This window comes from Candidatus Poriferisocius sp. (assembly GCF_965204145.1).
GTDB lineage: Bacteria > Actinomycetota > Acidimicrobiia > Acidimicrobiales > Bin134 > Poriferisocius.
This window is the reverse complement of the sequence record NZ_OZ241977.1, coordinates 2,271,240-2,291,457: the sequence shown is the minus strand read 5'-3', so window position 1 is coordinate 2,291,457 and position 20,218 is coordinate 2,271,240. Positions and strand designations below refer to the sequence as shown.

General features: G+C 63.7%; 21 protein-coding genes. 11 read left to right on the top strand and 10 right to left on the bottom strand.

The window, feature by feature from the left end; translation table 11 throughout:
* Positions 1–42 precede the first annotated feature (42 nt).
* Positions 43–360, bottom strand: coding sequence for a hypothetical protein (locus tag ACOGI7_RS10590; RefSeq protein ID WP_419848727.1), 318 nt, complete (start codon positions 358–360; stop codon positions 43–45).
* On the opposite strand from ACOGI7_RS10590, the gene ACOGI7_RS10585 reads away from it, so the two are divergent.
* Genes ACOGI7_RS10585 through ACOGI7_RS10575 form a run of 3 tightly spaced genes read left to right on the top strand, consistent with a single transcriptional unit; the run spans position 359 to position 2,565 of the window.
* Positions 359–901, top strand: coding sequence for a polysaccharide deacetylase family protein (locus ACOGI7_RS10585; RefSeq protein WP_419848726.1), 543 nt, complete (start codon positions 359–361; stop codon positions 899–901). The two genes, ACOGI7_RS10590 and ACOGI7_RS10585, sit on opposite strands and share 2 nt — an antisense overlap.
* A 51-nt stretch (positions 902–952) precedes the next feature.
* Positions 953–2,152, top strand: a complete 1,200-nt coding sequence (locus ACOGI7_RS10580; RefSeq protein WP_419848725.1) for a thiolase family protein — start codon at positions 953–955, stop codon at positions 2,150–2,152.
* The gene (locus tag ACOGI7_RS10575; protein WP_419848724.1) at positions 2,152–2,565 is read left to right on the top strand and encodes a Zn-ribbon domain-containing OB-fold protein; all 414 of its coding nucleotides are present in this window, start codon (positions 2,152–2,154) and stop codon (positions 2,563–2,565) included. The genes ACOGI7_RS10580 and ACOGI7_RS10575 overlap by 1 nt, the downstream gene beginning before the upstream one ends.
* On the opposite strand, the gene ACOGI7_RS10570 is transcribed toward ACOGI7_RS10575, so the two are convergent.
* Both ACOGI7_RS10570 and ACOGI7_RS10565 read right to left on the bottom strand, forming a co-directional pair.
* Entirely contained in the window at positions 2,562–3,065 is a 504-nt protein-coding gene (locus ACOGI7_RS10570; RefSeq protein WP_419848723.1) for a nuclear transport factor 2 family protein, read from the bottom strand. The two genes, ACOGI7_RS10575 and ACOGI7_RS10570, sit on opposite strands and share 4 nt — an antisense overlap.
* 6 nt (positions 3,066–3,071) lie before the next feature.
* Positions 3,072–3,509, bottom strand: coding sequence for a nuclear transport factor 2 family protein (locus tag ACOGI7_RS10565; protein WP_419848722.1), 438 nt, complete (start codon positions 3,507–3,509; stop codon positions 3,072–3,074).
* A 22-nt stretch (positions 3,510–3,531) separates the two neighbouring features.
* On the opposite strand from ACOGI7_RS10565, the gene ACOGI7_RS10560 reads away from it, so the two are divergent.
* The 5 genes from ACOGI7_RS10560 to trhA all read left to right on the top strand — a co-directional run bounded on the left by ACOGI7_RS10560 (position 3,532) and on the right by trhA (position 8,622).
* Entirely contained in the window at positions 3,532–4,395 is an 864-nt protein-coding gene (locus tag ACOGI7_RS10560; protein WP_419848721.1) for a TauD/TfdA dioxygenase family protein, read from the top strand.
* A gap of 79 nt (positions 4,396–4,474) precedes the next feature.
* On the top strand, positions 4,475–4,918 hold the full coding sequence (locus ACOGI7_RS10555) for a VOC family protein (RefSeq protein WP_419848720.1): 444 nt from the start codon (positions 4,475–4,477) through the stop codon (positions 4,916–4,918).
* A 4-nt stretch (positions 4,919–4,922) separates the two neighbouring features.
* The gene (locus ACOGI7_RS10550; RefSeq protein ID WP_419848719.1) at positions 4,923–6,431 is read left to right on the top strand and encodes an AMP-binding protein; all 1,509 of its coding nucleotides are present in this window, start codon (positions 4,923–4,925) and stop codon (positions 6,429–6,431) included.
* A gap of 5 nt (positions 6,432–6,436) precedes the next feature.
* Positions 6,437–7,930 (top strand): sulfatase-like hydrolase/transferase, encoded by a 1,494-nt coding sequence (locus tag ACOGI7_RS10545; RefSeq protein ID WP_419848718.1) that lies wholly within the window; start codon positions 6,437–6,439, stop codon positions 7,928–7,930.
* Positions 7,931–7,965: 35 nt separating this feature from the next.
* Complete coding sequence (gene trhA, locus ACOGI7_RS10540) at positions 7,966–8,622, top strand: PAQR family membrane homeostasis protein TrhA (RefSeq protein WP_419851498.1); 657 nt, start codon at positions 7,966–7,968, stop codon at positions 8,620–8,622.
* 13 nt (positions 8,623–8,635) lie between these two features.
* Here the strand turns inward: trhA and ACOGI7_RS10535 are convergent, their stop codons facing one another.
* Positions 8,636–9,919, bottom strand: a complete 1,284-nt coding sequence (locus tag ACOGI7_RS10535) for an amidohydrolase family protein (protein WP_419848717.1) — start codon at positions 9,917–9,919, stop codon at positions 8,636–8,638.
* A gap of 30 nt (positions 9,920–9,949) precedes the next feature.
* Entirely contained in the window at positions 9,950–11,029 is a 1,080-nt protein-coding gene (locus tag ACOGI7_RS10530) for a zinc-dependent alcohol dehydrogenase (protein ID WP_419848716.1), read from the bottom strand.
* A 23-nt stretch (positions 11,030–11,052) separates the two neighbouring features.
* Here ACOGI7_RS10530 and ACOGI7_RS10525 point away from each other — a divergent pair, with 23 nt between their 5' ends.
* A complete protein-coding gene (locus ACOGI7_RS10525; protein ID WP_419848715.1) occupies positions 11,053–11,727 on the top strand; it encodes a nitroreductase family protein in 675 nt (224 codons plus the stop codon).
* A gap of 12 nt (positions 11,728–11,739) precedes the next feature.
* Here the strand turns inward: ACOGI7_RS10525 and ACOGI7_RS10520 are convergent, their stop codons facing one another.
* Together ACOGI7_RS10520 and ACOGI7_RS10515 are read right to left on the bottom strand one after the other, a co-directional pair.
* Positions 11,740–12,108, bottom strand: a complete 369-nt coding sequence (locus tag ACOGI7_RS10520; RefSeq protein WP_419848714.1) for a DUF5615 family PIN-like protein — start codon at positions 12,106–12,108, stop codon at positions 11,740–11,742.
* Positions 12,105–12,335 (bottom strand): DUF433 domain-containing protein, encoded by a 231-nt coding sequence (locus ACOGI7_RS10515; RefSeq protein ID WP_419848713.1) that lies wholly within the window; start codon positions 12,333–12,335, stop codon positions 12,105–12,107. Before ACOGI7_RS10515 ends, ACOGI7_RS10520 begins: the two co-directional genes overlap by 4 nt.
* 284 nt (positions 12,336–12,619) lie before the next feature.
* Between ACOGI7_RS10515 and ACOGI7_RS10510 the strand changes: the two genes are divergently transcribed.
* Positions 12,620–14,359, top strand: a complete 1,740-nt coding sequence (locus ACOGI7_RS10510) for a hypothetical protein (RefSeq protein WP_419848712.1) — start codon at positions 12,620–12,622, stop codon at positions 14,357–14,359.
* Here ACOGI7_RS10510 and ACOGI7_RS10505 read toward each other — a convergent pair.
* From ACOGI7_RS10505 to ACOGI7_RS10495, 3 genes are read right to left on the bottom strand one after another with little or no spacing between them, the layout of a single operon-like run.
* A complete protein-coding gene (locus ACOGI7_RS10505; RefSeq protein WP_419848711.1) occupies positions 14,346–15,536 on the bottom strand; it encodes a cytochrome P450 in 1,191 nt (396 codons plus the stop codon). The two genes, ACOGI7_RS10510 and ACOGI7_RS10505, sit on opposite strands and share 14 nt — an antisense overlap.
* A 13-nt stretch (positions 15,537–15,549) precedes the next feature.
* Positions 15,550–16,323, bottom strand: a complete 774-nt coding sequence (locus ACOGI7_RS10500) for an SDR family NAD(P)-dependent oxidoreductase (protein WP_419848710.1) — start codon at positions 16,321–16,323, stop codon at positions 15,550–15,552.
* Positions 16,324–16,376: 53 nt separating this feature from the next.
* A complete protein-coding gene (locus tag ACOGI7_RS10495) occupies positions 16,377–17,870 on the bottom strand; it encodes a flavin-containing monooxygenase (protein ID WP_419848709.1) in 1,494 nt (497 codons plus the stop codon).
* A 172-nt stretch (positions 17,871–18,042) separates the two neighbouring features.
* Between ACOGI7_RS10495 and ACOGI7_RS10490 the strand changes: the two genes are divergently transcribed.
* On the top strand, positions 18,043–20,076 hold the full coding sequence (locus ACOGI7_RS10490) for a cytochrome P450 (protein ID WP_419848708.1): 2,034 nt from the start codon (positions 18,043–18,045) through the stop codon (positions 20,074–20,076).
* Positions 20,077–20,218: the final 142 nt, after the last annotated feature.

Genomic DNA, 20,218 nt, shown 5'->3' with positions numbered 1-20,218 from the left:
GGCCGCGGTGCTCGCTCTGTTCGTGTTCCTCGCCGGGTGCGGTCAAGACACCCCTTCGTTGCCCGCTTCCTCGCCGTCGATTCCTACTTCAGGAGCCCCGTCAGCCACTGCCTCGGCCACGCCGGTGCCCACCGAGTCGCCGTCTCCGACCCAGGACCCAACTCTGGCCCCGACTCCGTCGCCGTCTCCGACCCAGGACCCAACTCTGGCCCCGACTCCGTCGCCGTCTCCGACCCAGGACCCAACTTCGTCTCCGACCCCTTCGCCGTCTCCTTCGCCGTCTCCTTCTCCGACCCCTTCCCCGACCGCAACTCCGAGCCCGCCCCCGCCGCCGATTCTCGACGAGTCTGCTCCGGTCATGTACCTCACGTTCGACGACGGTCCTCATCCCGTCTATACCCCGCAGGTGCTCGATGTGCTGGCCCGCTATGGGGCTCGGGCCACGTTCTTCGTTGTCGGATCGCTGGTCGAGGCCTATCCCAACACCACCCAGCGCATCGTTGACGAAGGGCACACCCTCGGCAACCACACTTGGAACCACGAGGCTCTCGGCGATCTGACCCGCGAGGAGTTCGATGAAACGGTCGGCAGGACCCAGGCATTGCTCGGTGCTCGGGGCACCGACTGTTTGAGGCCCCCCTTTGCGTCGATGAATGCGTTCACTCGGGACTGGGCGGCCGGGCACGGATTGACCGTGGTCACATGGGACACGAGCCCCAAAGACTGGCTCCAGATCTCAGCGCAGGAGATTGCCCAACACCTGGTGGACTACGCCCGAGACGGCGTGGTCATGCTGCTTCACGACGGAGGCGGCGACCGGTCGCAAACGGTAATCGGCCTCGACATTGCGCTCAGCGAATTGTCCAGCCGGGGCTACCGCTTCGAACCGCTCTGCACCTGACGCGGTTGGTCGACCAAAGCTGCTGGCAGGCTGCTCACTAGGGTGAGGTACATGGGAAAGAGAGCGGCGGCGATTGCGGGGCTCACCGAGTGGGCGCCGAAACGGGTGTGGGACGAGCCCATGTTCACCATGGAGGCGTGTGCCCGGCTGGCCGCTGAGGTGCTGGCCGATGCCGAGGTGGACAAGGGCGAGGTGGACGGGCTGGTGATCAACGGCCTGCGGGAGTCGCCGTTGTTCGCCCCCTCGGCGCTGGCCGAGTTCCTGGGCGTCCGCAGCAACTTCAACGAGGTGGTCGACCTCGGCGGGGCCACCCCGGCGGGCATGGTGTGGCGGGCGGCGGCCGCCATCGAGGTGGGGATTTGCGAGACGGTGCTGGTGTTCACCCCGTCGGTGCCCGCCCCGCCCCAGCCGGGGGCCAACGGCGGCCCGATGAAGATGCAGATGGGGGCCTACCTGGGCGGCGAGGTGTGGGGCTCCCCCCAGGGGCAGTTCGAGATTCCCGCCGGGCTGGTGGCAGCCACCCCCAGCTTCGCCATGGCCGCCCAGCGCTACATGGCCGCCTACGGGGTGAGCGAGGAGACCTTGGCCAAGGTGGCGGTGGACTCCCGCTACAACGCCCAGGCCAATCCCATGGCCGTGTTCTACGGCAAGCCAATCACCATCGACGACGTGATGAGCTCCCGCTACGTGGCCGATCCGCTGAAACTATTGGAGATCGTCATGCCGTGCTACGGCGGCTCCGCGGTGCTGGTGACCAGCGCCGAGCGGGCCGCCCGAGGCCCGCACCGGCCGGTGTATGTGAGCGGCTACGGCGAGCACCTCACCCACAAGAGCATTACCTACGCCCCCGACATCGTCGACACCCCCATCAGGCTGGCCGCCGACCGGGCGTTCGCCATGGCCGGGGTGTCGCGCGACGCGGTGGACATGGCCTCCATGTACGACTGCTACACCATCACCGTGCTGTTGACCATCGAGGATGCCGGGTTCTGCCCCAAGGGCGAAGGCGGGCGGTTCATCGACGAGCACAGCCTGCGCTACGACGGCGACTGGCCCCTCAACACCCACGGCGGCCAGCTGGGCATGGGCCAGGCCGGGCTGGGCGGAGGCATGAGCCACATCACCGAGGCGGTGCGCCAGGTGCAGGGCCGAGCTGGCGAACGCCAAGTGCCCGACTGCAACATCGCCTACGCCAACGGCACCGGGGGAATGCTGGCCGAGCAGGTGGCCCTCATCCTGGAGGGGGCCTGATGGTTCACTTCTCCACTGACGGCCGACCCCTACCCACCCCCACCCCGATCACTGCGCCGTATTTTGAGGGGCTGCGGGAGCATCGGCTGGTTCTCCAGCGCTGTCCCCGCCACGGGTACTTCTTCTACCCCCGAGGCCGGTGCCCAGTTTGCCTGGGCGACGACTGGGAGTGGGAGGAGTTGAGCGGACGGGGCACGGTGTACTCCTTCACCATTGACCGGGCCGGCCACGATCCTGCCCTGGCCAGCCGCATCCCCTTTGCCATCGCCCTGGTGGACCTCGACGAAGGGCCCCGCCTAGTGGGCAACATCATGGACTGCGACGTGGGCGACATCACCGTGGGGATGGCCGTGGAGGCTGCCTACGAAGATGTGGACGACACCACCCTGCTGGGATTCCGCCCTGCGGGCTAGCCGTCGTTGAAGGCCTGCCAGGTGGGCTCTTCGTAGGGGAGGGTGCCGAGGCCGTCGGGGTTTTCGGGCCAGTTGGCCGGCGGGAGGCCCAGCGGGTTTATTCCCACCTCGGCGCCGTAGAACAGCTTGTGGAGGCGGCGCACGAAGTACCAGTGGCCGTCGCGGCGCTCGTAGGTGTCGTCGTAGCGGATGGCCTGGTGGATCCACCGGTCGCCGTCGGCGATCTCGCCCTTGCAGTACACGTGGCCGGTGGCGTGGTCGTCGTCGATGAGGTCGATCTGGTGAGTGCCGATGTTCAAGACTGATGGCCCAATGGCTCCCAGCGACTCCTCGAAGTTGGCCCGCAGAGCGTCCCGGCCATAGCTGTCCCGTCCCACCCGCACGTCGTCGATGAACAGCGCGACCAATGAGTCCACGTCTCGGCGGTCAATCGCCACCGCATACCGGGCGGCCAATTGCCGGATCTCCTCATAGGCCAGCAAGCGGGTTACGTCGTCCATCGGTTCCTACACGCTCTCGACCAGGCGGTTCTCGGTCCAGTCGATGTGCAACTCGCGAGCGGCGAAGCGCCAGCCCTCGTCGAGGCGCACGAACTGGTCCTGGTAGCGGATGAACATGATGAAGTCGGTGGCCGGGCTGCCGTCGTCGGGCACCGTCAGGTGGTGGGCCAGGCAGTAGGTCTCGCCGGTGGCGGTGTCGCCGTCGATCTCTGCTTGTTGCTGGCCCACGAAGTGAAAGGTGGCGTTGTAAGTCATCCGGGAGATGGCCTTGGCGATCTCCTCTCGGCCCGTACGCTCGCTGAGCAGCTTCCCTCCGGCGGCCAGATCGACCCGGCGTAGCACCCCGTCGGGGGCGAAACAGGCGGCAACCCCCTCGGGATCGCCCCGGTCCACACAGCGGGCGTAATCAGCGGCGAGGTCGGCCAGGGCATCTCGATCAGACATTTCTCTAGAGTAGGCTGCGGCTATGGCTGTCATCGATGCTGTTGATCTGGATGTGCGCCGGGTAGCGGGCGCGCTGGGCGCCGAAGTTCGGGGGTTGTCGCTGGCCTCGGTGTCGGATGAAGAGTTCGCCCTCATCCAAGAGCTCTTGGACGAGCACTTGGTGCTGTTCTTCCCCGACCAGCACCTCAGCCCCGACGAGCATCGGGCGTTCGCCGTCCGTTTTGGCGAGCCGGAGATCCACCCCTACATCCCCAAGCTGGATGAGGACCATCCCGAGATCGTGGTGCTGAAGGGGGAGTCGGGCTATGTGGCCGACGTGTGGCACACCGACTGCACGTTCGAGGACTCTCCGCCCATCTGCTCGGTGCTCAATGCCATGGTGATGCCCCCTGCGGGTGGCGACACCATGTGGTCGAACATGTACAAGGCCTACGAGACCTTGGCCGAGCCCATGAAGCAGATGATCAACGGGCTCACCGCCATCCACACCGCGGCCAACTATGGGCAGCCCGACCATAAGGCCGAGCACCCGGTGGTGCGCCGCCACCCCCGCACCGGCCGCCCGTCGCTATACGTGAACAAGCAGTTCACCCGGCGCATCCCCCAACTCAGCCGGGATGAGTCCGAGTCGCTGCTGGACCTGCTCACCGCTCACGCCTGCAAGACCGACTTCACCTGCCGCTATAGCTGGAGTGAGGGAACCATCGGCATCTGGGACAACCGGGCCACCCAGCACTTCGCGGTAAACGACTTCGACGGCGCCCGGGCCATCAGCCGGGTCACCATCCTGGGCGACAACCCCGAGCCGGCATTCGACACCACCCAGTGGGCCCCCTACCAGTACGAGAGAGTCTCAGCCGCCGCCTACGGCCTCGACCGCGACTAGCGATAGCACTGCGTTCGTTCTTCTCGTCGGGCGACCTGCTGCCAGCCTACGCTGCATGGCCGATGGGGGGTGAGCCTCGATGAGCGAGAAGGTCAACCACGTGGGGCTGGCAGTGGCCGACTTGGAAGCCGAGGTTGATTTCTGGACTGGGGCGCTGGATTTTGAGCGGGTTGGGGCGCTGGATGCCGACGACGCGTCGACCGGCCAGCTCTTGCGGATGGAGAGACCAGGGTTGCGGGCGGTGTATCTGCGCAAGGGCGACTTCGTGCTCGAGCTGCTGAATTTCCGCGGCGCTGGCCTGGTGGAGCGGCCGGCCCGGGTGGTGAACGAACCCGGACTCACCCACCTCTCTCTGAACGTCGCCAACATGGATGCTGCGCTGGAGCGGGTGAAAGCCCACGGCGGCGAGGTGCTGGAAGACACCCGCCTATGGGACGTGGCGGTGATGATTCGCACCCCCGCCGGACAGCTGGTGGAGTTGCTGGTGGGCTTCGAGACCCCGACCACCGACCTGGGAGAATGACCCGGTGATAGGAAATCCCAGAACCTATTGGGAGGCGATTGAGGCCCGGGCTGCCGCCACCCCCGATGCCCCGCTCACCATCGAGCCCGACGGCACGGTGATGACCTTCGCCGGGTTCCGGGATTCCGCTGAAAGGGCCGCCGCGGGGCTGGCTGCCCTGGGCATTGCCGCCGACACCCGGGTGTCGTGGCAGCTTCCCAACGGGCGGGCGTCGCTCATCTTGTCGGCCGCTCTGGCCCGGCTGGGAGCCGTCCAGAACCCGATCATCCCGATCTACCGGGAGCGGGAGGTGGGCTTTGTGGTCCGCCAAACCGGGGCCCGGCTCCTGGTGGTGCCGTCGGTGTGGCGGGGCTTCGACTACCAGGCCATGGCCAACACCGTGGTGGCCACCACCGATAACTGCGACGTGCTGGTGTGCGACGGCGACCTTCCCGAAGGGGACCCCGCCACGCTGGCCCCGTTCGAGGCGCCCTTGGACGACGAGGGACGGCTCCCAGTGCGGTGGATCTACTACACGTCGGGCACCACCGCCGACCCCAAAGGGGCCAAGCACGGCGACGACTCGGTGATCGCCGCCGCCCGCCACGTGTGGGAGAACCTGGAACTGCGGGCCGACGACGTGTGGCCCCTGGCCTTTCCCTACACCCACATCGGCGGCATCAGCCTGCTCATCGCCACCCTGGTGTGCGGCACTCCCATGTTGATGGTGGAGAGCTTCAACCCCGAAGCCGACACCCGCTTCTTCCGAGAGCACGGCCTGACTCTGGCCGGTTCGGGCACCCCGTTCTTCATCGCCTTTCTGGCCGAGCAGCGCAAGACCCCCGACCAGCCCATCTTCCCCAAGATGCGGGCGGCCATCGGCGGGGGCGCCCCCAAGCCGGCCGGGCTGCACATGGAGGTCAAGAACGAGATGGGCGGCGTGGGCATCATCTCCAGCTACGGGCTCACCGAATGCCCCATCGTCACCTACTGCTTCCTCGATGATCCCGACGACAAGCTGGCCAGCACCGAAGGGCGGATCCTCGACGACACCGACTGGAAGCTGATCGGCGGAGAACTGCTGCTGAAGGGTCCGACGCTGTGCCGGGGCTATCTGGATGAGGCGCTGAACGAGACCGCTTTCGACGACGACGGGTTCTTCTTCACCGGCGACCTGGCTGAAGTCGATGATGAGGGGTTCGTGACCATCGTCGGCCGCAAGAAGGATGTGATCATCCGCAAGGGGGAGAACATCTCGGCCAAAGAGGTGGAGGACGTGCTGTTCTCCCATCCCAAGGTGGCTGATGTGGCCGTCATCGGCCTGCCCGATGCGGTCTCGGGGGAGCGGTGCTGCGCGGTGGTGGCGCCCATGGCCGGCCAGTCATTCGGCTTCGGCGAGATGGTTGAGCACTGCAAGGAAGTCGGGCTGATGAACCAAAAGATCCCCGAGCAACTCGAGATCGTCGACGAACTGCCCCGCAACCCGGTGGGCAAGGTGCTCAAAAAGGAGCTCCGGGAGACCTACGGAGGGTAACTGCCATGTCAACTGCACAGCCCAACATCTTGTTGATCGTGTCCGACGAGGAGCGGCGCAACCCGTGGCTGGACGGGGTGGTGGACATGCCCGCCCACGACCGGCTGCGCCGCGACGGCCTGGACTTCAACCGCTACTACACCCACTCCTCACCGTGCTCGCCTTCTCGGGCCAGCCTGTACACCGGCAGCTACCTGGCCGAGCACGGCGTGGTGGACAACGTGAGCTTCCCGGCCCACACCGCGCTCGACCCGGCCATTCCCACGGTGGGACGGCTGATGCGAGACGTGGGCTACGAATCGGCCTACCTGGGCAAATACCACCTCACCCACGAGCCGATGCCCGACATGGAAGCCTTCGGCTACAGCGGCTGGCAGGGCGACGACCGCCACTACATCGGCGGACCGTGGACCGGGCGGCATTTCGACCCGGTAATCGCCGACCAAGCGGTGGACTGGCTGCGAACCCATGGTGCCGACCCATCAGCCGGCCCGTGGTTCCTCACCGTGGCGCTGGTGAACCCCCACGACATCATGTGGTATCCCCTCGACCATCCGACATACCAAGAGGCCCATCCCGACTTGGTACCCCTGTTCAACTTCCTCCACGAGCACATGCTGGGCGGCAAGGTCGATCTTGAACCCCTAGAAGAGATCTACCCTCGCCGTTTCACCAAGCTGCCCGACAACTTCGACGACGACCTCCACACCAAGCCCGAGGTCCAGCGGGCTTGGCGGCATGTTCGCAACCGAGAGCACATGGTGGGCCACATGACCCTCGACGATGTCGACTCCTGGCTGCGCCAGCTCGACTACTACGCCTGGCTCCATGAACTACTCGACCACAGCATCACCTCGGTTCTGGGGGCGCTCGACGACATCGGGGCCTACGACGACACTGTCGTCATCTACACCTCCGACCACGGCGATGCCTGCGGATCGCACGGGCTGCGGGCCAAGCTGCCCTGCGTGTACGAGGAGGTCATGGGGGTGCCGCTCATCGTCAAAGCGCCCGGGCTCACCCCGCAGGGCCAGGCCACCGATGCGCTGGCCACCCACGTGGATCTGGCCGCTACCATCGCCGCGCTCGGCGGGGTGGACATCGACAGTTCGCCCACCCTGTCGGGCAAAGACCTCAGGCCGTCGCTGGCCGACCCGTCGACGTCGGTGCGCGACTACGTGCTGTTCAGCCAGGACAGCGCCCAGTCGGAGCTGCTGCGCCACAGCCGCTACGCGGTGCGGGGCTTCTTCGACGGCGAGACCAAGTACGCCCGCTACTACGGCGTGGGCGGCGGCATCGACCGCACCGGCAACCCCGCCCCTGAGCCGAAGCTGTTCGACACCGACGCCGACTTCGACGACCACGACCACGAGTGGTATTCCCTGGCCGACGACCCCCACGAACTGGTAAACCTGGCCAACGACCGCTCTCGGCGGTCTGAGCTGCGGGATTTGTTCGGCCGTCTATTGGAGTACGAGGCTGCTGAACTAGGCAGCTAGCTCTATTCGGGGCGGCACCCGTGTAGGGTGGCCGTCTGACGGTTGCCAGATCTTTTATTCTCAAGCCGGTTTTCCGGGGCTGGTCTCACGCGCTGGCCGCGGTGGCCGCCACGGTCCTCTGTCCCATTGTCGTCGCCTTGGGTCCGGGCGGCGCCGACCGGGCGGTTGTAGCGGTTTATGCCATCGCCGTGGTCTTCATCTTCGGAGTGAGCGCGGCCTACCACGCAGGCACCTGGACCCCAAGGGTGAAAGAGACATTTCGCCGCCTGGACCACTCGATGATCTTCGTGTTCATCGCGGCCAGCTACACCCCGGTGGGCTTCTTTGCGCTTGGAACCGGTTCAGCAACCCTTGTCCTGAGCGTGGTGTGGTCGGGCGCCGCCCTCGGCGTCTTCGGTAGGTTGATGTGGCTCCACGCTCCCCGTTGGGTGTTGGTCGCCCCCTACCCGATCGTCGGGTGGGCCGCGCTGCTGGTCATTGGCGACATCTGGCGCAACATGGGCGTAGCCGGGTCAACGCTGCTGTTCATCGGCGGAGGCCTGTACACCCTGGGCGCCCTCATCTATGCCTTCCGCCGTCCTGATCCATGGCCGCGCTGGTTCGGCTACCACGAGATCTTCCATCTGTTGGTAATTGCCGCGGTAGCCATCCACTACGTGGCTATTGCGTTTTTTGCCCTTCCGCTGGCCTAGCTGCTGAGGCTGGCTACTCGCGCTTCCAGCCGCCCGACTGAATCTGGTTCCAAAATGCGGCGTCGCGTTCGTCGGCCGGGCGGCCCACATGGGTCACCACGTCCACGTCGGGGGATTCGGCCCGCAGCGCGGCGGCGGTGCACTTCTCCGGCGGGCGGTGGGCGAAGGGGTCGAATCGGTAGTGGCGCATGGCGTTCTGGTGGGTGATCTTGGCCACCACGTCTTCGGGCAGTTCGCCCATCAGCTTGGCCACGTATTCGGGAGCCTGGGGCCAGGTGCCATCAGAGTGGGGGTAGTCCGACTCCCAGCACAGGTTGTCCACGTTGAACTCGTCCAGCAGCTTCACCCCGATGCGGTCGTTGATGAAGCAGCACAGGATGTGGTTGCGGAACACGCCGGTGGGGCTGCCGTCGATGCCGAATTCGTGCTTGGTCCAGCCCGAGTGGCGGTCTTGCACGTGCTCGGCCCGCCACAGGAAGTAGGGGATCCAGCCGATGTCGCCCTCGGTGAGCGAGAACTTGAGGTCGGGGAAGCGGTCCCAGAACTCGGCCCACACCAGCTCCACCAGCGTGGAGATGGTGAGCGCCGACGACAGGGTCATGGGCACGCTGGGAGGAGCGTCGGCCGAGGCGCCCACCGAGCGAGACGATGAACCCAGGTGGCAGCACAGCACGGTGCCCAAGTCGCTGCACGCCGCGAACAGCGGATCCCATGCCCCGGAGTGGATCGACGGCATGCCCAGCATCGCCGGGTTCTCTGAGAAGGTCACCGCGTGGCAGCCCTTGCTGGCTAGGCGCTTCACCTCGGCCACTGCCCGGTCGACGTCGAATAGGGGCAGGATGCCGCAGGGGATGAACCGGTCCGGGTAGGCCCCCACCCACTCGTCGACGTGCCAGTCGTTGTAGGCCTTGATCATGATCTCGTTGAGATCGGGATCGGGCCCCTCGTTGAGCACTTGACCGGAGAACCCTGTCCAGTTGGGGAAGTTCAGCCCGGCCAACTGCCCGCCGGCGTTCATGTCCCGCACCCGCTCGTGTACGTCGTAGCAGCCGGGTCGCATCTCGTCGTAGCGGCTGGCGTCGATGTTGTAGTGCTCCCGGGGCTTGCCCGCTACCGCGTTCAAGCCCAGGTTCCGGCCAGGCAGCTTGCCGTAATACCACTGCTCACGCCCGTGCTCGTCGGTGACCACCTTGGGGGCGTGCTCCTTGTACTTCTCGGGCACATGGGCCTCGAACATGTCCGCCGGCTCGGCGATGTGGTCGTCAACGCTGATCAGAATGAGGTCGTCGGGGTTCACAGTCTCTCTCCGAGGTGCTTCGGGGGATGTCTAGGGCTCAACGGTAATGGAGACGGCTTTGGCCATGCCTGCTTGGACGAGGGTCTGCACGGCATCCGCGGCCTGTTCCAGGGGGAAATGGTGGGTGTGGAGGCGCTCCACCGGCAGCGTCCCCGACTCGATGAGCCGCACCGCCTGCCGATAGCTGTGGAAGTCAACCGTGCGCACCCCAATCACGGTCTGGTAGCGCATGGCCACATCGTCGGAGGGGAAGCCGTCCACCCCGTGGCCCTTGAGGCCGGCCAAAACGATGGTGCCGCCCAATCGGGCCATGGACACCGCATCCACCACCGGCTGGGTGGCGTGCGGGGTGGTGTCCACCACGATGTCGGTGCCCCGGCCGTTTGTTTCGGCCAGCACCCGCTCCACCGCGTCCTCCGTCTCCACATCGATGGTCACATCGGCCCCGAACTCGGCGGCCAGGGCCAGCTTGTGGGCGTCCTGAGTCCCCAATCCGGTCACGAAGATCGCCGATGCCCCCGCGGCCGCCGCCGCAATCACACAGGCCAATCCCCGCTGCCCTGGGCCGAGCACAGTGACAGTGTCGCCGTAGCGCAGGTTGGGGGCCGACACCGCCCAGGCGAACCCCGCCCCCAGCGGGTTGTACAGCGCAGCAATGCGAGGCGGTATCGAACTGTCGATCTTGTGGGGAACTGATCCCGGGGCCAAATACATCATCTCGGCGTACCCGCCCCACAGTGCTGGAGCCCGACCAGTGGGGGTGAAGCCGTGGTTGCCCGGTGCCACTAGGCACATCTGCTGGTCGAGGCACGCCAGACAGCGACCGCACCCATAGGCCGCTTCAGCCACCACCCGATCGCCCGGCCTCAATCCCCAGCGTGCTGCGTACCGCTCGCCGATCTCCTCGATCACCCCGACTGGCTCATGCCCCGGAATCACCGGATAGTTCATCAGCGAACTGCCCGAATAAGTCTCAACATCAGTACCGCAAATCCCGCACGCCTCAATCCGCAGAAGAGCATCGTCTTCGCCCACCTGGGGCCGGCCAAATTCCTGCATCTCCAACCGCTCCGGCCCCACCTGCACCATCGCCCGCACCGCATCGCTCATGGCGATGATCCTACGATGCCCCTATGACGCTTCGTGACCTGACCATTGATGAAGTGCTGACCACGACTCGGGCGGTGCGGAAGCGCCTCGACCTGGATCGGCCCGTGGAGCGGGCCGTGATCGAGGAGTGCCTGGAACTGGCGTTGCAAGCACCGACCGGTTCGAACCAGCAGCAGTGGCACTGGATCGTGCTCGACGACCCCGAGGTGATCGGCCAAGCGGCCGACATCTACCGGGAGGCCATGGCGCAGTATTCAGCTGACATCGCCGCGGGGCGGGAGCACTACGAGCGCCAAACTGTGCGAGCCGAGCAGATGTCAGAGTCGGTGGCCTACCTGCGCGACACCATGCACCGGGTGCCTGCGCTGCTGTTCCCGGTGCTCGCCGACCGGTTCGGCGTATTGCGCAGCGACCGGGCCAAGACGTTCCACCACGCCAGCCAGTGGGGGTCGATCATCCCCTCGGTGTGGAGCTTCATGCTGGCCCTGCGCAGCCGAGGCATGGGCAGCGCCTGGACCACCATCCACCTCCACCGCGAACAAGAAATGGCCGATCTGCTCGGCATCCCCTACGACACCCACATCCAAGCCGGCCTTTTCCCCATCGCCTACACCAAAGGCACCAACTTCCGCCCCGCCCTCCGCCACCCCGCAGCCGAAGTAACCGCCTACAACCACTGGAACCCCGCCTGGGACTAGGCGGCTGTTGGGTTATGTGATTGGGAGGTCGCGGATTCGAATGCGAGTCGGGCTGAGGGACACGATCGACCCTTTCACTAGGGCTTCTTCAATCGCTGGAAGATTCTCGATGAGCAGCGCGGTATGAACATCCGAGGGTTGGTCGGCCACTCCCCGCAGGTGGACGACTGAAGGGCTGTTAGCACGACGGATTGAGAGAAGCGCTCCAAAGTCAGAGTCAGCCGTAATGAGGGTGCTGTCGTGTTCGGCCGCCCATTTGAGAATCGTCTCGTCAGATGCAGTCAACATGTCCAACTGGCTGACGTGCTGAGCTTCGTGTCCAGCGACGCGGAGCGCTTGGGCTACCTGAGGGGAAAGGTTGGCATCGATGAGGAATCTCACGCCAGGTGGGCGGCAGGGAGTTCCCGTTCGTTGACGCGGGCGGCACCAAATTCGAGTGCTGCTGTGATGTCCTCTGGCTCAAGATACGGATAGTCGGCCAGTACTTCATCACGAGTTCTTCCAGCGGCTAGCTGTCCAAGCACCGTGGCAACTGTTACCCGGAGGTCTCTGATGCAGGGCAAACCACCCATGCGTTCAGGATTGACGGTAATCCTGTCCAGTTGCATACACACAAGCTACCTCTCCCGATCGGTCCTGTGGCCGGAATTTTAGAAACCTGTGATGGTTCCGGGGCCCCAGGATGGCTCCCTTGTTGGGGAGCTCCTATGGCGACATGTGGATTCAGGCATCGATGGGGGTGAGGGTGAAGTCGAGCTTGTATCCGAGTCCGGCAAAGTCTCCTCTTGGAAGATCCAGTTCGAATGGGCGGTGAGGCCTGAGGTGTATGGTGCTCATGGAACCGAATGCCAGTCTTGTGCGTCTATAGGCCAAGGGAGCAGATTGGTGGTCTATGAAAAATCTGGTAAGCCGCGACTTGGCGCGCTGGCTGCGCCGCCGAATTCAGCTCACCGGGGTGTCTGCGGCTGCCTTGAGCTTGGTTTCCGCAAGCGTCACTGGATGTGGAGGTTCGCCAAGCGAAGTCTCTGGCATCGCTTCCCCTACTGTTGAAGCTGGCATAATCGAATCGACAGTGCCCGTGATGCCGACCCCGGCAGCTCCCCCACCGGCTCCGGTGGCCCCCGCAGCGACGCCGACCCCGACAATTCCCCCTCCCACGCCAACGGTTCCTCCTCCGACTCCGACAATTCCCCCTCCCACGCCGACAGCAGTTCCAGTCACTTCTGGTTTCGTCCTTGAACACCCCAGCATTCCGCGAGAAATCGAAGAGCGTATCTTGGAGTACATGTATTCGCCATTAGACATTCCTCGTGCTGAAGAAGCCTCTGAGATTCAAACCTATGTCAAGAAAATCAAATGCGAAGAAGCTGCTTCGATTGCTTATGTTCAGAATCTCATAACGCAGGTAAGCTCTAACGAGGTAGGCGATCAGAATGACGCAACTGTTGAATCGCTTGGCCAGCACTCATGGCGCGTTCCATGGAAGAATGGATACCTCCATTTTGGCTATCCTAAACCCATTGACCCATGTATGGTTGAAGTCCAAAGTGCTAGTGAAGAAGCAACAGTGTGGTGGTTTCCTTCATTGTATGGAGAGCCGTACCTGCTCATGAGAGCATCAGATGATGGAAATGACTGGACTAGTCCAGAGCGCTTCTCGGTTCCCTTCACGATCTCACCACTCAGGGCTTATGGAGAAGAAGTGTTTTCTCCACAGATTCTTGTCGCTTCGAATGGGAACCACCTGCTGGTGGCAATAGAAGAGGCATCCAGCACTAAGGTATTCACGTCTACTGACTTGGATGAGTGGGATCAATTGACGATTCCGTTCCATAGGCCGGACTATCTCCATCCAAAGCTCGAAGTTTCGTTTGATCTGGAGGATGTTATATTAGGTCCAAATGGCTGGCTAATTTTAGTTACGGTTACAATGACGCTTGGCATCTGGCGTCTCTTGCCTGATGACGTAAAAGAGGATATATCAGGATATAGTTCTCTCTGGACTTCATGGGAAAACGGTGAGGAGGGTTTTCGCTTTACGTGGTTTTCTGCCGATGGGTCAGTCAAAGAACGATTTTTTTCTTCAGAAGAATGGGGCCTTAGTCATGAAATATTTTTGATCTATGGAAGCGAATATGGAAACAAGCCATACTTGCAAAGTTCAAATTTCTCAAGATGGGTTTGGCCAGAAGTGTGGAATGGGGAAGCTTCCGTAGATTACCCAGACAACTGGACTGAACTGCCGTACATAGGAGCGAAAAGGTGTTGTGATATTATAGGGACGACTGCTGGCTATCTCGCACTGACTGAGCCGTATTTGGCAGGCTATAACCCACTATGGAGTGGACCACAGGAAATGTTCTTTTCTCGTGACGGATACGAATGGGAATCTATCGAGACCCCAGAAAGTACGCATATGGAAGATAGGCGCGAGCAGGGTGACAGCTCTTTCACATTCATTTGGTCTATTCACAATCTCGGAGACGCCATCCTTGTATCGGGACATTGGTATTCAGACTTCCCTGACTATGCCCTGGGCGATCCAGCTATGTGGATTATTGATCCAAACGGAACCAATTGGCGGGAGGCCGACCCAACCGAATATGCCGACTTTGTCTTCAGCGCCAGGTGATTTGGGCGGGGAGGTCGCTGTAGGCGAGGTTGGCGGGGAGGGGTGGGTATTGGAAGCCGTCGACGGGGGTTAGGGCGGCGACGCGGTCGAGGAGGGTCTCGATGGCGGTAACCCCCTCCAAGCGGGCCAGGCTGGCGCCGGGGCAGACGTGGGCGCCGGCGCCGAAGGCAACGTGGTTGAGGGGGTCGGGGCGGTCGAGGCGGAAGTCCTCGGGCTCGTCGTATTGGGCCTCGTCGCGGTTGGCTGAGGCCAGGCCCACCTCCACCCAGTCGCCCTGTTGCATGTCTACTCCGCCCAATGAGGTGTCCTTCAGGCATCGCCGGGCCACCCGGGGGGCGGGGGAGTCGTGGCGCAGCGACTCCTCCACGAATACCGGGATCAGCTCCCGGTCGGCCTCCAGAGCGGCCCAAGTTTCGGGCTCCACGATGAGTCGGTGCATGGAGTGGGCCAGCAGGCCGCGAGTGGTGTGTACCCCGCCCAGCACCATGGTCTGAAGCTGATGGGCGATCACGGTGTCGCTGAGGGATTCGCCTTCGATCTCCGCATCCAGAAACACCTTGTAGGTGTGCGAGCTGGGCTCGTCCGCTTGTCGCTCTTGGGCCACCAAGTCTTTCAAGTAGCCGGTGATGGGCGGGCCGTCGGGGGCGTACTGCGGGCACACGGCCCGGAACATGACCGAGCCGTCCGACGACCACACCTTCAGCTTGTCGGCCCCGCCCTCGGGCAGGCCGATGATGTGGGCGATCACCTCGCAGGGGATGGGCACGGCGTAGTCGGCGTGCAGGTCCGAGACTTCGTCGTCCACTAGCGCGTCCAGCAGCCCCTCGCAGGTCTCTCGCACGAACGGCTGGATCCTCATGGTGCGGTGGGGTCCCAGCGCCGAGTTGTACAGCCGGCGGATCTGCCCGTGGACCGGCTCATCGATCTCGGGAAGGAACAGCTGCTCCTCGGGCACTTCCTCCACGCCGGTGAGTCCGGTGCCCGGCGTCATGTCGGAGCCGTAGGTGTCCACCGCGTACAGCAGCTCGTCGGCCTCTTGGCGGCGAGTCAGGTAGTAGCCCAGCGGAGTCTTGGCCACCGGCCCTTGCTGGCGGAGTTCGGCCAGCAGGTCGAAGGGCAGGCCAGTTACGAAGTAATCGGGGTTGTGGGGATCGAACGCCGGCAGGGTGTCGGTCATGGCTTCGCCGTCCCTACTCCTCGAACGAATCCCGCCACGGTCCGGCCAGGTGTCCGCCGTCGATCACGAACTGGGCGCCGGTGATGTAGCTGGCCTCGTCGCTGGCCAAGAACAGGGCCAGCGAGGCGATCTCGTCGGGCTCGCCCATGCGCTTGATGGGCTGCATTTCCATGAGCCGGTTGAGCCGGGCCAGGGTCTCGGGTGGAGCCTCCTGCACCATGGGGCTATTGATCACCCCGGGGTGGATGGAGTTGACCCGAACTCCCAGCGGGCCCAGCTCGATGGCAGCTGAGCGGGTCATGCCGGTGACGGCGAACTTGGTGCCGGCATAGCTGGTCATGCCCAGCACGCCGACGATTCCGTCGATGGACGAGATGTTCACGATGGCCCCGTTGCCGCTGGACACCAGAGCGGCCTTGGCCGCCCGCATCCCCAGGTACACACCGTGGAGGTTGATGTCGGTCATCTCGTGGTGAGTTTTCAGGTCGAGCCCCTCCAGCGTGCCGAACGCCCCGATGCCGGCGTTGTTCACCAGGATGTCCAGCTTGCCGAACCGCTTCACGGTGGCGGCCACCGCCGTGTCCCAGTCGTCCTCCCGGGTGACGTCAAGCTGCTGGTAGAAGGTGTCCGGCCCCAACTCTTCGGCCAGCTGCTCGCCCAGCACGTCCCGCAGGTCGGTGATGGCCACCTTGGCCCCTTCGGCGACGAATCGGCGGGCCTCCGCCTCGCCTTGGCCCCGAGCGCTGCCAGAAATGAGCGCCACCTTGCCTTCAAGTCTTCCGGTCATTCGCTTCGCCCCTTGTTGATTTAGGTGGTTTCTGGTTGCGCTCCGACGGCGACTCAGTCCGCCGGCAGTGATGCCACTTCGAAGGCATCCTCGTCGATGGCGGCGGTCTGGTCTTTGAAGGTGGTCATGTTGTGGGGCCATTGGGTGACAATGCGGCCACTGGGGCTGCGGTAGTAGCCGTTGCAGCTGGCGTTCCAGGGCCTGATCTCGGAGATGCCCTCCTGCACCCACTCGTTGTAGTCGGCCATGGTGTCGGCCTTCACGTCCACCCAGGCCAAACGCTGTTCGGCCAGGCGCTGGATGTGGGCTAGGGCGTAGTCCACCTGGTACTCGATCATGGTGATGATCGAGCCGTTGTTGGTGTTGGGGCCGTACAGCATGAACAGGTTGGGGAACCCGGCGGTGGTGATGCCCATGTAGGCGGTGGCGCCGTCGTTCCAGGCGTCCTCGATGTCCAAGCCTCCCCGGCCGGTCACCTCGATGGCCGAGAGGTACTTGGTGGTGGAGAACCCGGTGGCCAGCACCATGGTGTCCATCTCCCGCTCGGTGCCGTCCACGGTGAGCACCCCCTTGGGGGTGATCCGCTCGATGGCGTCGGTCACCAACTCCACGTTCGGGCGGTTATAGGTGGTGAAGTACTCGTTGTGGAACAGCGGGCGCTTGCAGCCCCACATGTGGGTGGGGGTGAGCTTGGCCCGCAATTCGGGATCGGTCACCGCCTCGAGGGCTCGGCGGCCGATGTCCTCCATCTCGGCCTGCCTCACCGGGTCCTTGAAGGCCATGCCGGTGTCCACCTGCTCGAACAGCTCGTCGCGGCGGGCCGCCACGATGCCGGGGTCGGCTTGGCGGGCGGCCATCTCCTCGGGGGTGTAGGGGTCGTCCTCCTTGGGGAGCACCCAGTTGGCGGTGCGCTGGAACACGTGGAGCTGGCCCACTTCGAGGGCGATCTCGGGGACGAGCTGCACCGCGCTGGCCGCCGAGCCGATCACGCCGACGGTCTCACCGCTGAGGTCGTGGTCCCAATCCCACCGGGCCGAGTGGATGGTTTTGCCCTCAAAGGAGTCCAAGCCCTCGATGTCGGGCAGGGGCACGTCGTTGAACATGCCCAGCGCGCTGATCACCACGTCGGCAGTCACCTCAGCGCCCGACTCGGTGGTCAGCGTCCAGGTGGCATCGTCGTCGTTCCAGCGGGCTGAGGTCACCGCGTCGTTGAACCGGCAGTGGGGGAGCACCCCGTACTTCTCCGCGCAGTGCTCCATGTAGCTCAGGATCTCGGGCTGGCGGGCGTAAGGGCGGGTCCAGGTGGTGTTCACCTCGAAGGAGAACGAGTAGAGCTCCGACTGGATGTCGCAGGCGCAGCCGGGATAGCGGTTGTGATACCACGTGCCGCCCACGCCACTGCCCTTCTCCAGCACCGTGAAGTTCTCGAAGCCCGACTGGCGCAGCCGGATGGCGGCGCACAGACCGCCCGGTCCGGCCCCGATAATGGCGATTCGCAGGTCTCGTTCCCCATTGCCGCTGGTTGCCTCTGGTTGCTGCGTGCTCATGTTCACCTCTTTGCGTGCGTCCGGAGAAAGCTACCCCTATAGACGCTGTCGGTAGAAAACGTAGAGACCCTTTGGCTTTGGAATGCACTATGGCAATACCAACAACAGTGTGTTGGTTGCTCGGAACGCTGGGGTTTAGAGTTCGTGGCGTGGAATGCGGGATAGTCCACGTATGACGCGCGTCGAAACCGAGGTAGAGGCCAACGCGACGCCGCTGAGCCTGCTCGACGAACTCGTCTTGACTCTCCTGAATGAGGAGAGCGGCTACTTTCGCCAAATACCCGGTTGGACGCTGAACTGCGCGGTCGTGGGCGCCGCGCTCGCCGAGCTGTCCTTCCTCTATCGCATCGACACCGACATGGACTCCTTGATCCTTCTGGACACGAAGAAGACGGGAGACCCCTGCCTCGACTCCATCCTGGCCGAGATCGCGATGGAGCCAGGTCAATACAACGCCCGGTACTGGATCGAGCGGCTCGCGCCCAAAGCGGAGTCGATCGTCGATATGACCTTGGATCGCCTGGTCGACCTGAGGATCCTCCAACACCACGAGGGCGATTTCTGGTCGCTGGCCCACGGGGCATGGATGTCGGGGTTCCACACCAGTTCCGAGGTGGGTACTGCCGTGGAGTTCGTCAAGACCCGCATCAGCAAGGCGATCTACCACAACGAGATCCCAAGTCCGAGAGATGTGGTCATCGTCTGCCTCATCGACACCTGCGATGTCTTGCGCTACATCTTCGAGCTCAATGAGGAGGCAGAGGAGCGGGTCGAGCAGATCCGCAAGATGGACCTGATCGGTCGCTCCATCGCCGACGCCGTCAGCGAGAACATCGCCGTGTCGTTGTTCCAACGAACTTCCCTGACCAGGTCGATTCCGCGGCTCAAGCTGCGCAAGGTGATGCGCAGCAAGCATCTTCGCCGCGGCAACGTGCCGGCGCTCATGGCGGAACTCCACGAGGAGTACGGCCCGGTGTTCGAGCTCAGGGCGCCCTTCCAGGAGCGCATGATCATTCTGGCAGGGCCCGAGACGAATCACTGGGTACACCGGCATGGTCGCATGCAACTGCGCGCCAGAGACTATCTGGAGGACTTTGAGAAGGTCTACGGCGGGGTTGGGCTGTTGCCGGCCCTCGACGGTGCCGATCACTTCCGGTATCGGAAGTCCATTCAGCCGGGCTATGCCCGCGGGAGGCTGGAAGCTCAGCTCGACATGGTCTTCTCCAAGGCTCGGGAGAACCTGGCGACTTGGAACGTGGGAGAAGCGGACATTGCGGTAACCATGTGCCGGAATTTGGTCAACTCGGAGTTGTCGCCGCTGACCATAGGCATTGACTCGCAAGACATTGCCGACGACATGCACAAGTTCAAGGAGCGGGCGCTCAAGACGCACCTCGCCAAGACCCTCCCCAAGTTCATGCTGCGCACCCCCCCCATGAGGCGCCGGGCGAAGCTCATCGACGAAGTGGTGGAACGGGTCCTGCGCGTCCACACGCCCGCCCAGCGTGCGGGATGTCCTCGGGATCTCGCCGATGAGCTGCTGAACATGCACGCCAGCGATCGGCAGTTCCTCCCAGAGTCAAACCTGCGATTCGTGCTATCGGCACCTTTGATTGCCAGCATGTACGTGGGCGACCAACTCTCCTTCATCGTCTACGCCATGCTGTCGCAGCCGGAGTTCCACGAGAAGATCCGCGAAGAGGCCGATGCCCTGTTCGCCGATGGCGATCCCGACCGCGAGACGCTCACCGGTCCAGCGATCGACATCACCCGCCGCTTCATCATGGAATGTCTGCGCATGTACCCCATCGTCCCGATGTCGGTTCGCAACGTGATGAATCAGTGCGTGGTCGAGGGATACGAACTGCCCGAGGGGGCGCGGATCATCATCGCCCAGACGGCCACGCACTATATGAGCGATCACTTTCCCGATCCCTTCACGTTCGACATCGACCGTTATGACGCGCTGCGCAAGGAGCACATTGGCTCTGCATACGCCCCTTACGGGCTGGGCACGCACACATGCCTCGGTATCCGGTGGACGGAACTTCAGTTGGCGATCAACCTGCTGATGATGGTGCATTACTACGAGCTGGAGATCGCCCCCAAGAGGTACCGACTCAAGATCAGCCCGTTCCCGTCGATGTCGCCGAACAAGAAGCTGAAGATCCGCGTCGTGGAGCAGCGGCGCGAACTGCCCGCCTGACGTTACTTCTTAGGTGCCAAAGAGCTCGCAACTGCCGAGTTCGGCTGATGCTTTCGAGCACAAATGAGGCGGCAATGAGCCGTTTCAGTGGGTTCGCGAGACAGCCCGGATGGTTGTTGTGGATAACGCGAATGATTAGAGT

Coding starts and splice junctions, on each gene's coding strand:
- ACOGI7_RS10565 (WP_419848722.1), bottom strand. CDS start 3,509: ATGTCTGATCGAGATGCCCTGGCCGACCTCGCCGCTGATTACGCCCGC.
- ACOGI7_RS10580 (WP_419848725.1), top strand. CDS start 953: ATGGGAAAGAGAGCGGCGGCGATTGCGGGGCTCACCGAGTGGGCGCCG.
- ACOGI7_RS10590 (WP_419848727.1), bottom strand. CDS start 360: ATGACCGGAGCAGACTCGTCGAGAATCGGCGGCGGGGGCGGGCTCGGA.
- ACOGI7_RS10530 (WP_419848716.1), bottom strand. CDS start 11,029: ATGAGCGATGCGGTGCGGGCGATGGTGCAGGTGGGGCCGGAGCGGTTG.
- ACOGI7_RS10585 (WP_419848726.1), top strand. CDS start 359: ATGTACCTCACGTTCGACGACGGTCCTCATCCCGTCTATACCCCGCAG.
- ACOGI7_RS10515 (WP_419848713.1), bottom strand. CDS start 12,335: ATGCAACTGGACAGGATTACCGTCAATCCTGAACGCATGGGTGGTTTG.
- ACOGI7_RS10555 (WP_419848720.1), top strand. CDS start 4,475: ATGAGCGAGAAGGTCAACCACGTGGGGCTGGCAGTGGCCGACTTGGAA.
- ACOGI7_RS10525 (WP_419848715.1), top strand. CDS start 11,053: ATGACGCTTCGTGACCTGACCATTGATGAAGTGCTGACCACGACTCGG.
- ACOGI7_RS10505 (WP_419848711.1), bottom strand. CDS start 15,536: ATGACCGACACCCTGCCGGCGTTCGATCCCCACAACCCCGATTACTTC.
- ACOGI7_RS10545 (WP_419848718.1), top strand. CDS start 6,437: ATGTCAACTGCACAGCCCAACATCTTGTTGATCGTGTCCGACGAGGAG.
- ACOGI7_RS10510 (WP_419848712.1), top strand. CDS start 12,620: ATGAAAAATCTGGTAAGCCGCGACTTGGCGCGCTGGCTGCGCCGCCGA.
- ACOGI7_RS10490 (WP_419848708.1), top strand. CDS start 18,043: ATGACGCGCGTCGAAACCGAGGTAGAGGCCAACGCGACGCCGCTGAGC.
- ACOGI7_RS10575 (WP_419848724.1), top strand. CDS start 2,152: ATGGTTCACTTCTCCACTGACGGCCGACCCCTACCCACCCCCACCCCG.
- ACOGI7_RS10570 (WP_419848723.1), bottom strand. CDS start 3,065: ATGGACGACGTAACCCGCTTGCTGGCCTATGAGGAGATCCGGCAATTG.
- ACOGI7_RS10560 (WP_419848721.1), top strand. CDS start 3,532: ATGGCTGTCATCGATGCTGTTGATCTGGATGTGCGCCGGGTAGCGGGC.
- ACOGI7_RS10495 (WP_419848709.1), bottom strand. CDS start 17,870: ATGAGCACGCAGCAACCAGAGGCAACCAGCGGCAATGGGGAACGAGAC.
- ACOGI7_RS10500 (WP_419848710.1), bottom strand. CDS start 16,323: ATGACCGGAAGACTTGAAGGCAAGGTGGCGCTCATTTCTGGCAGCGCT.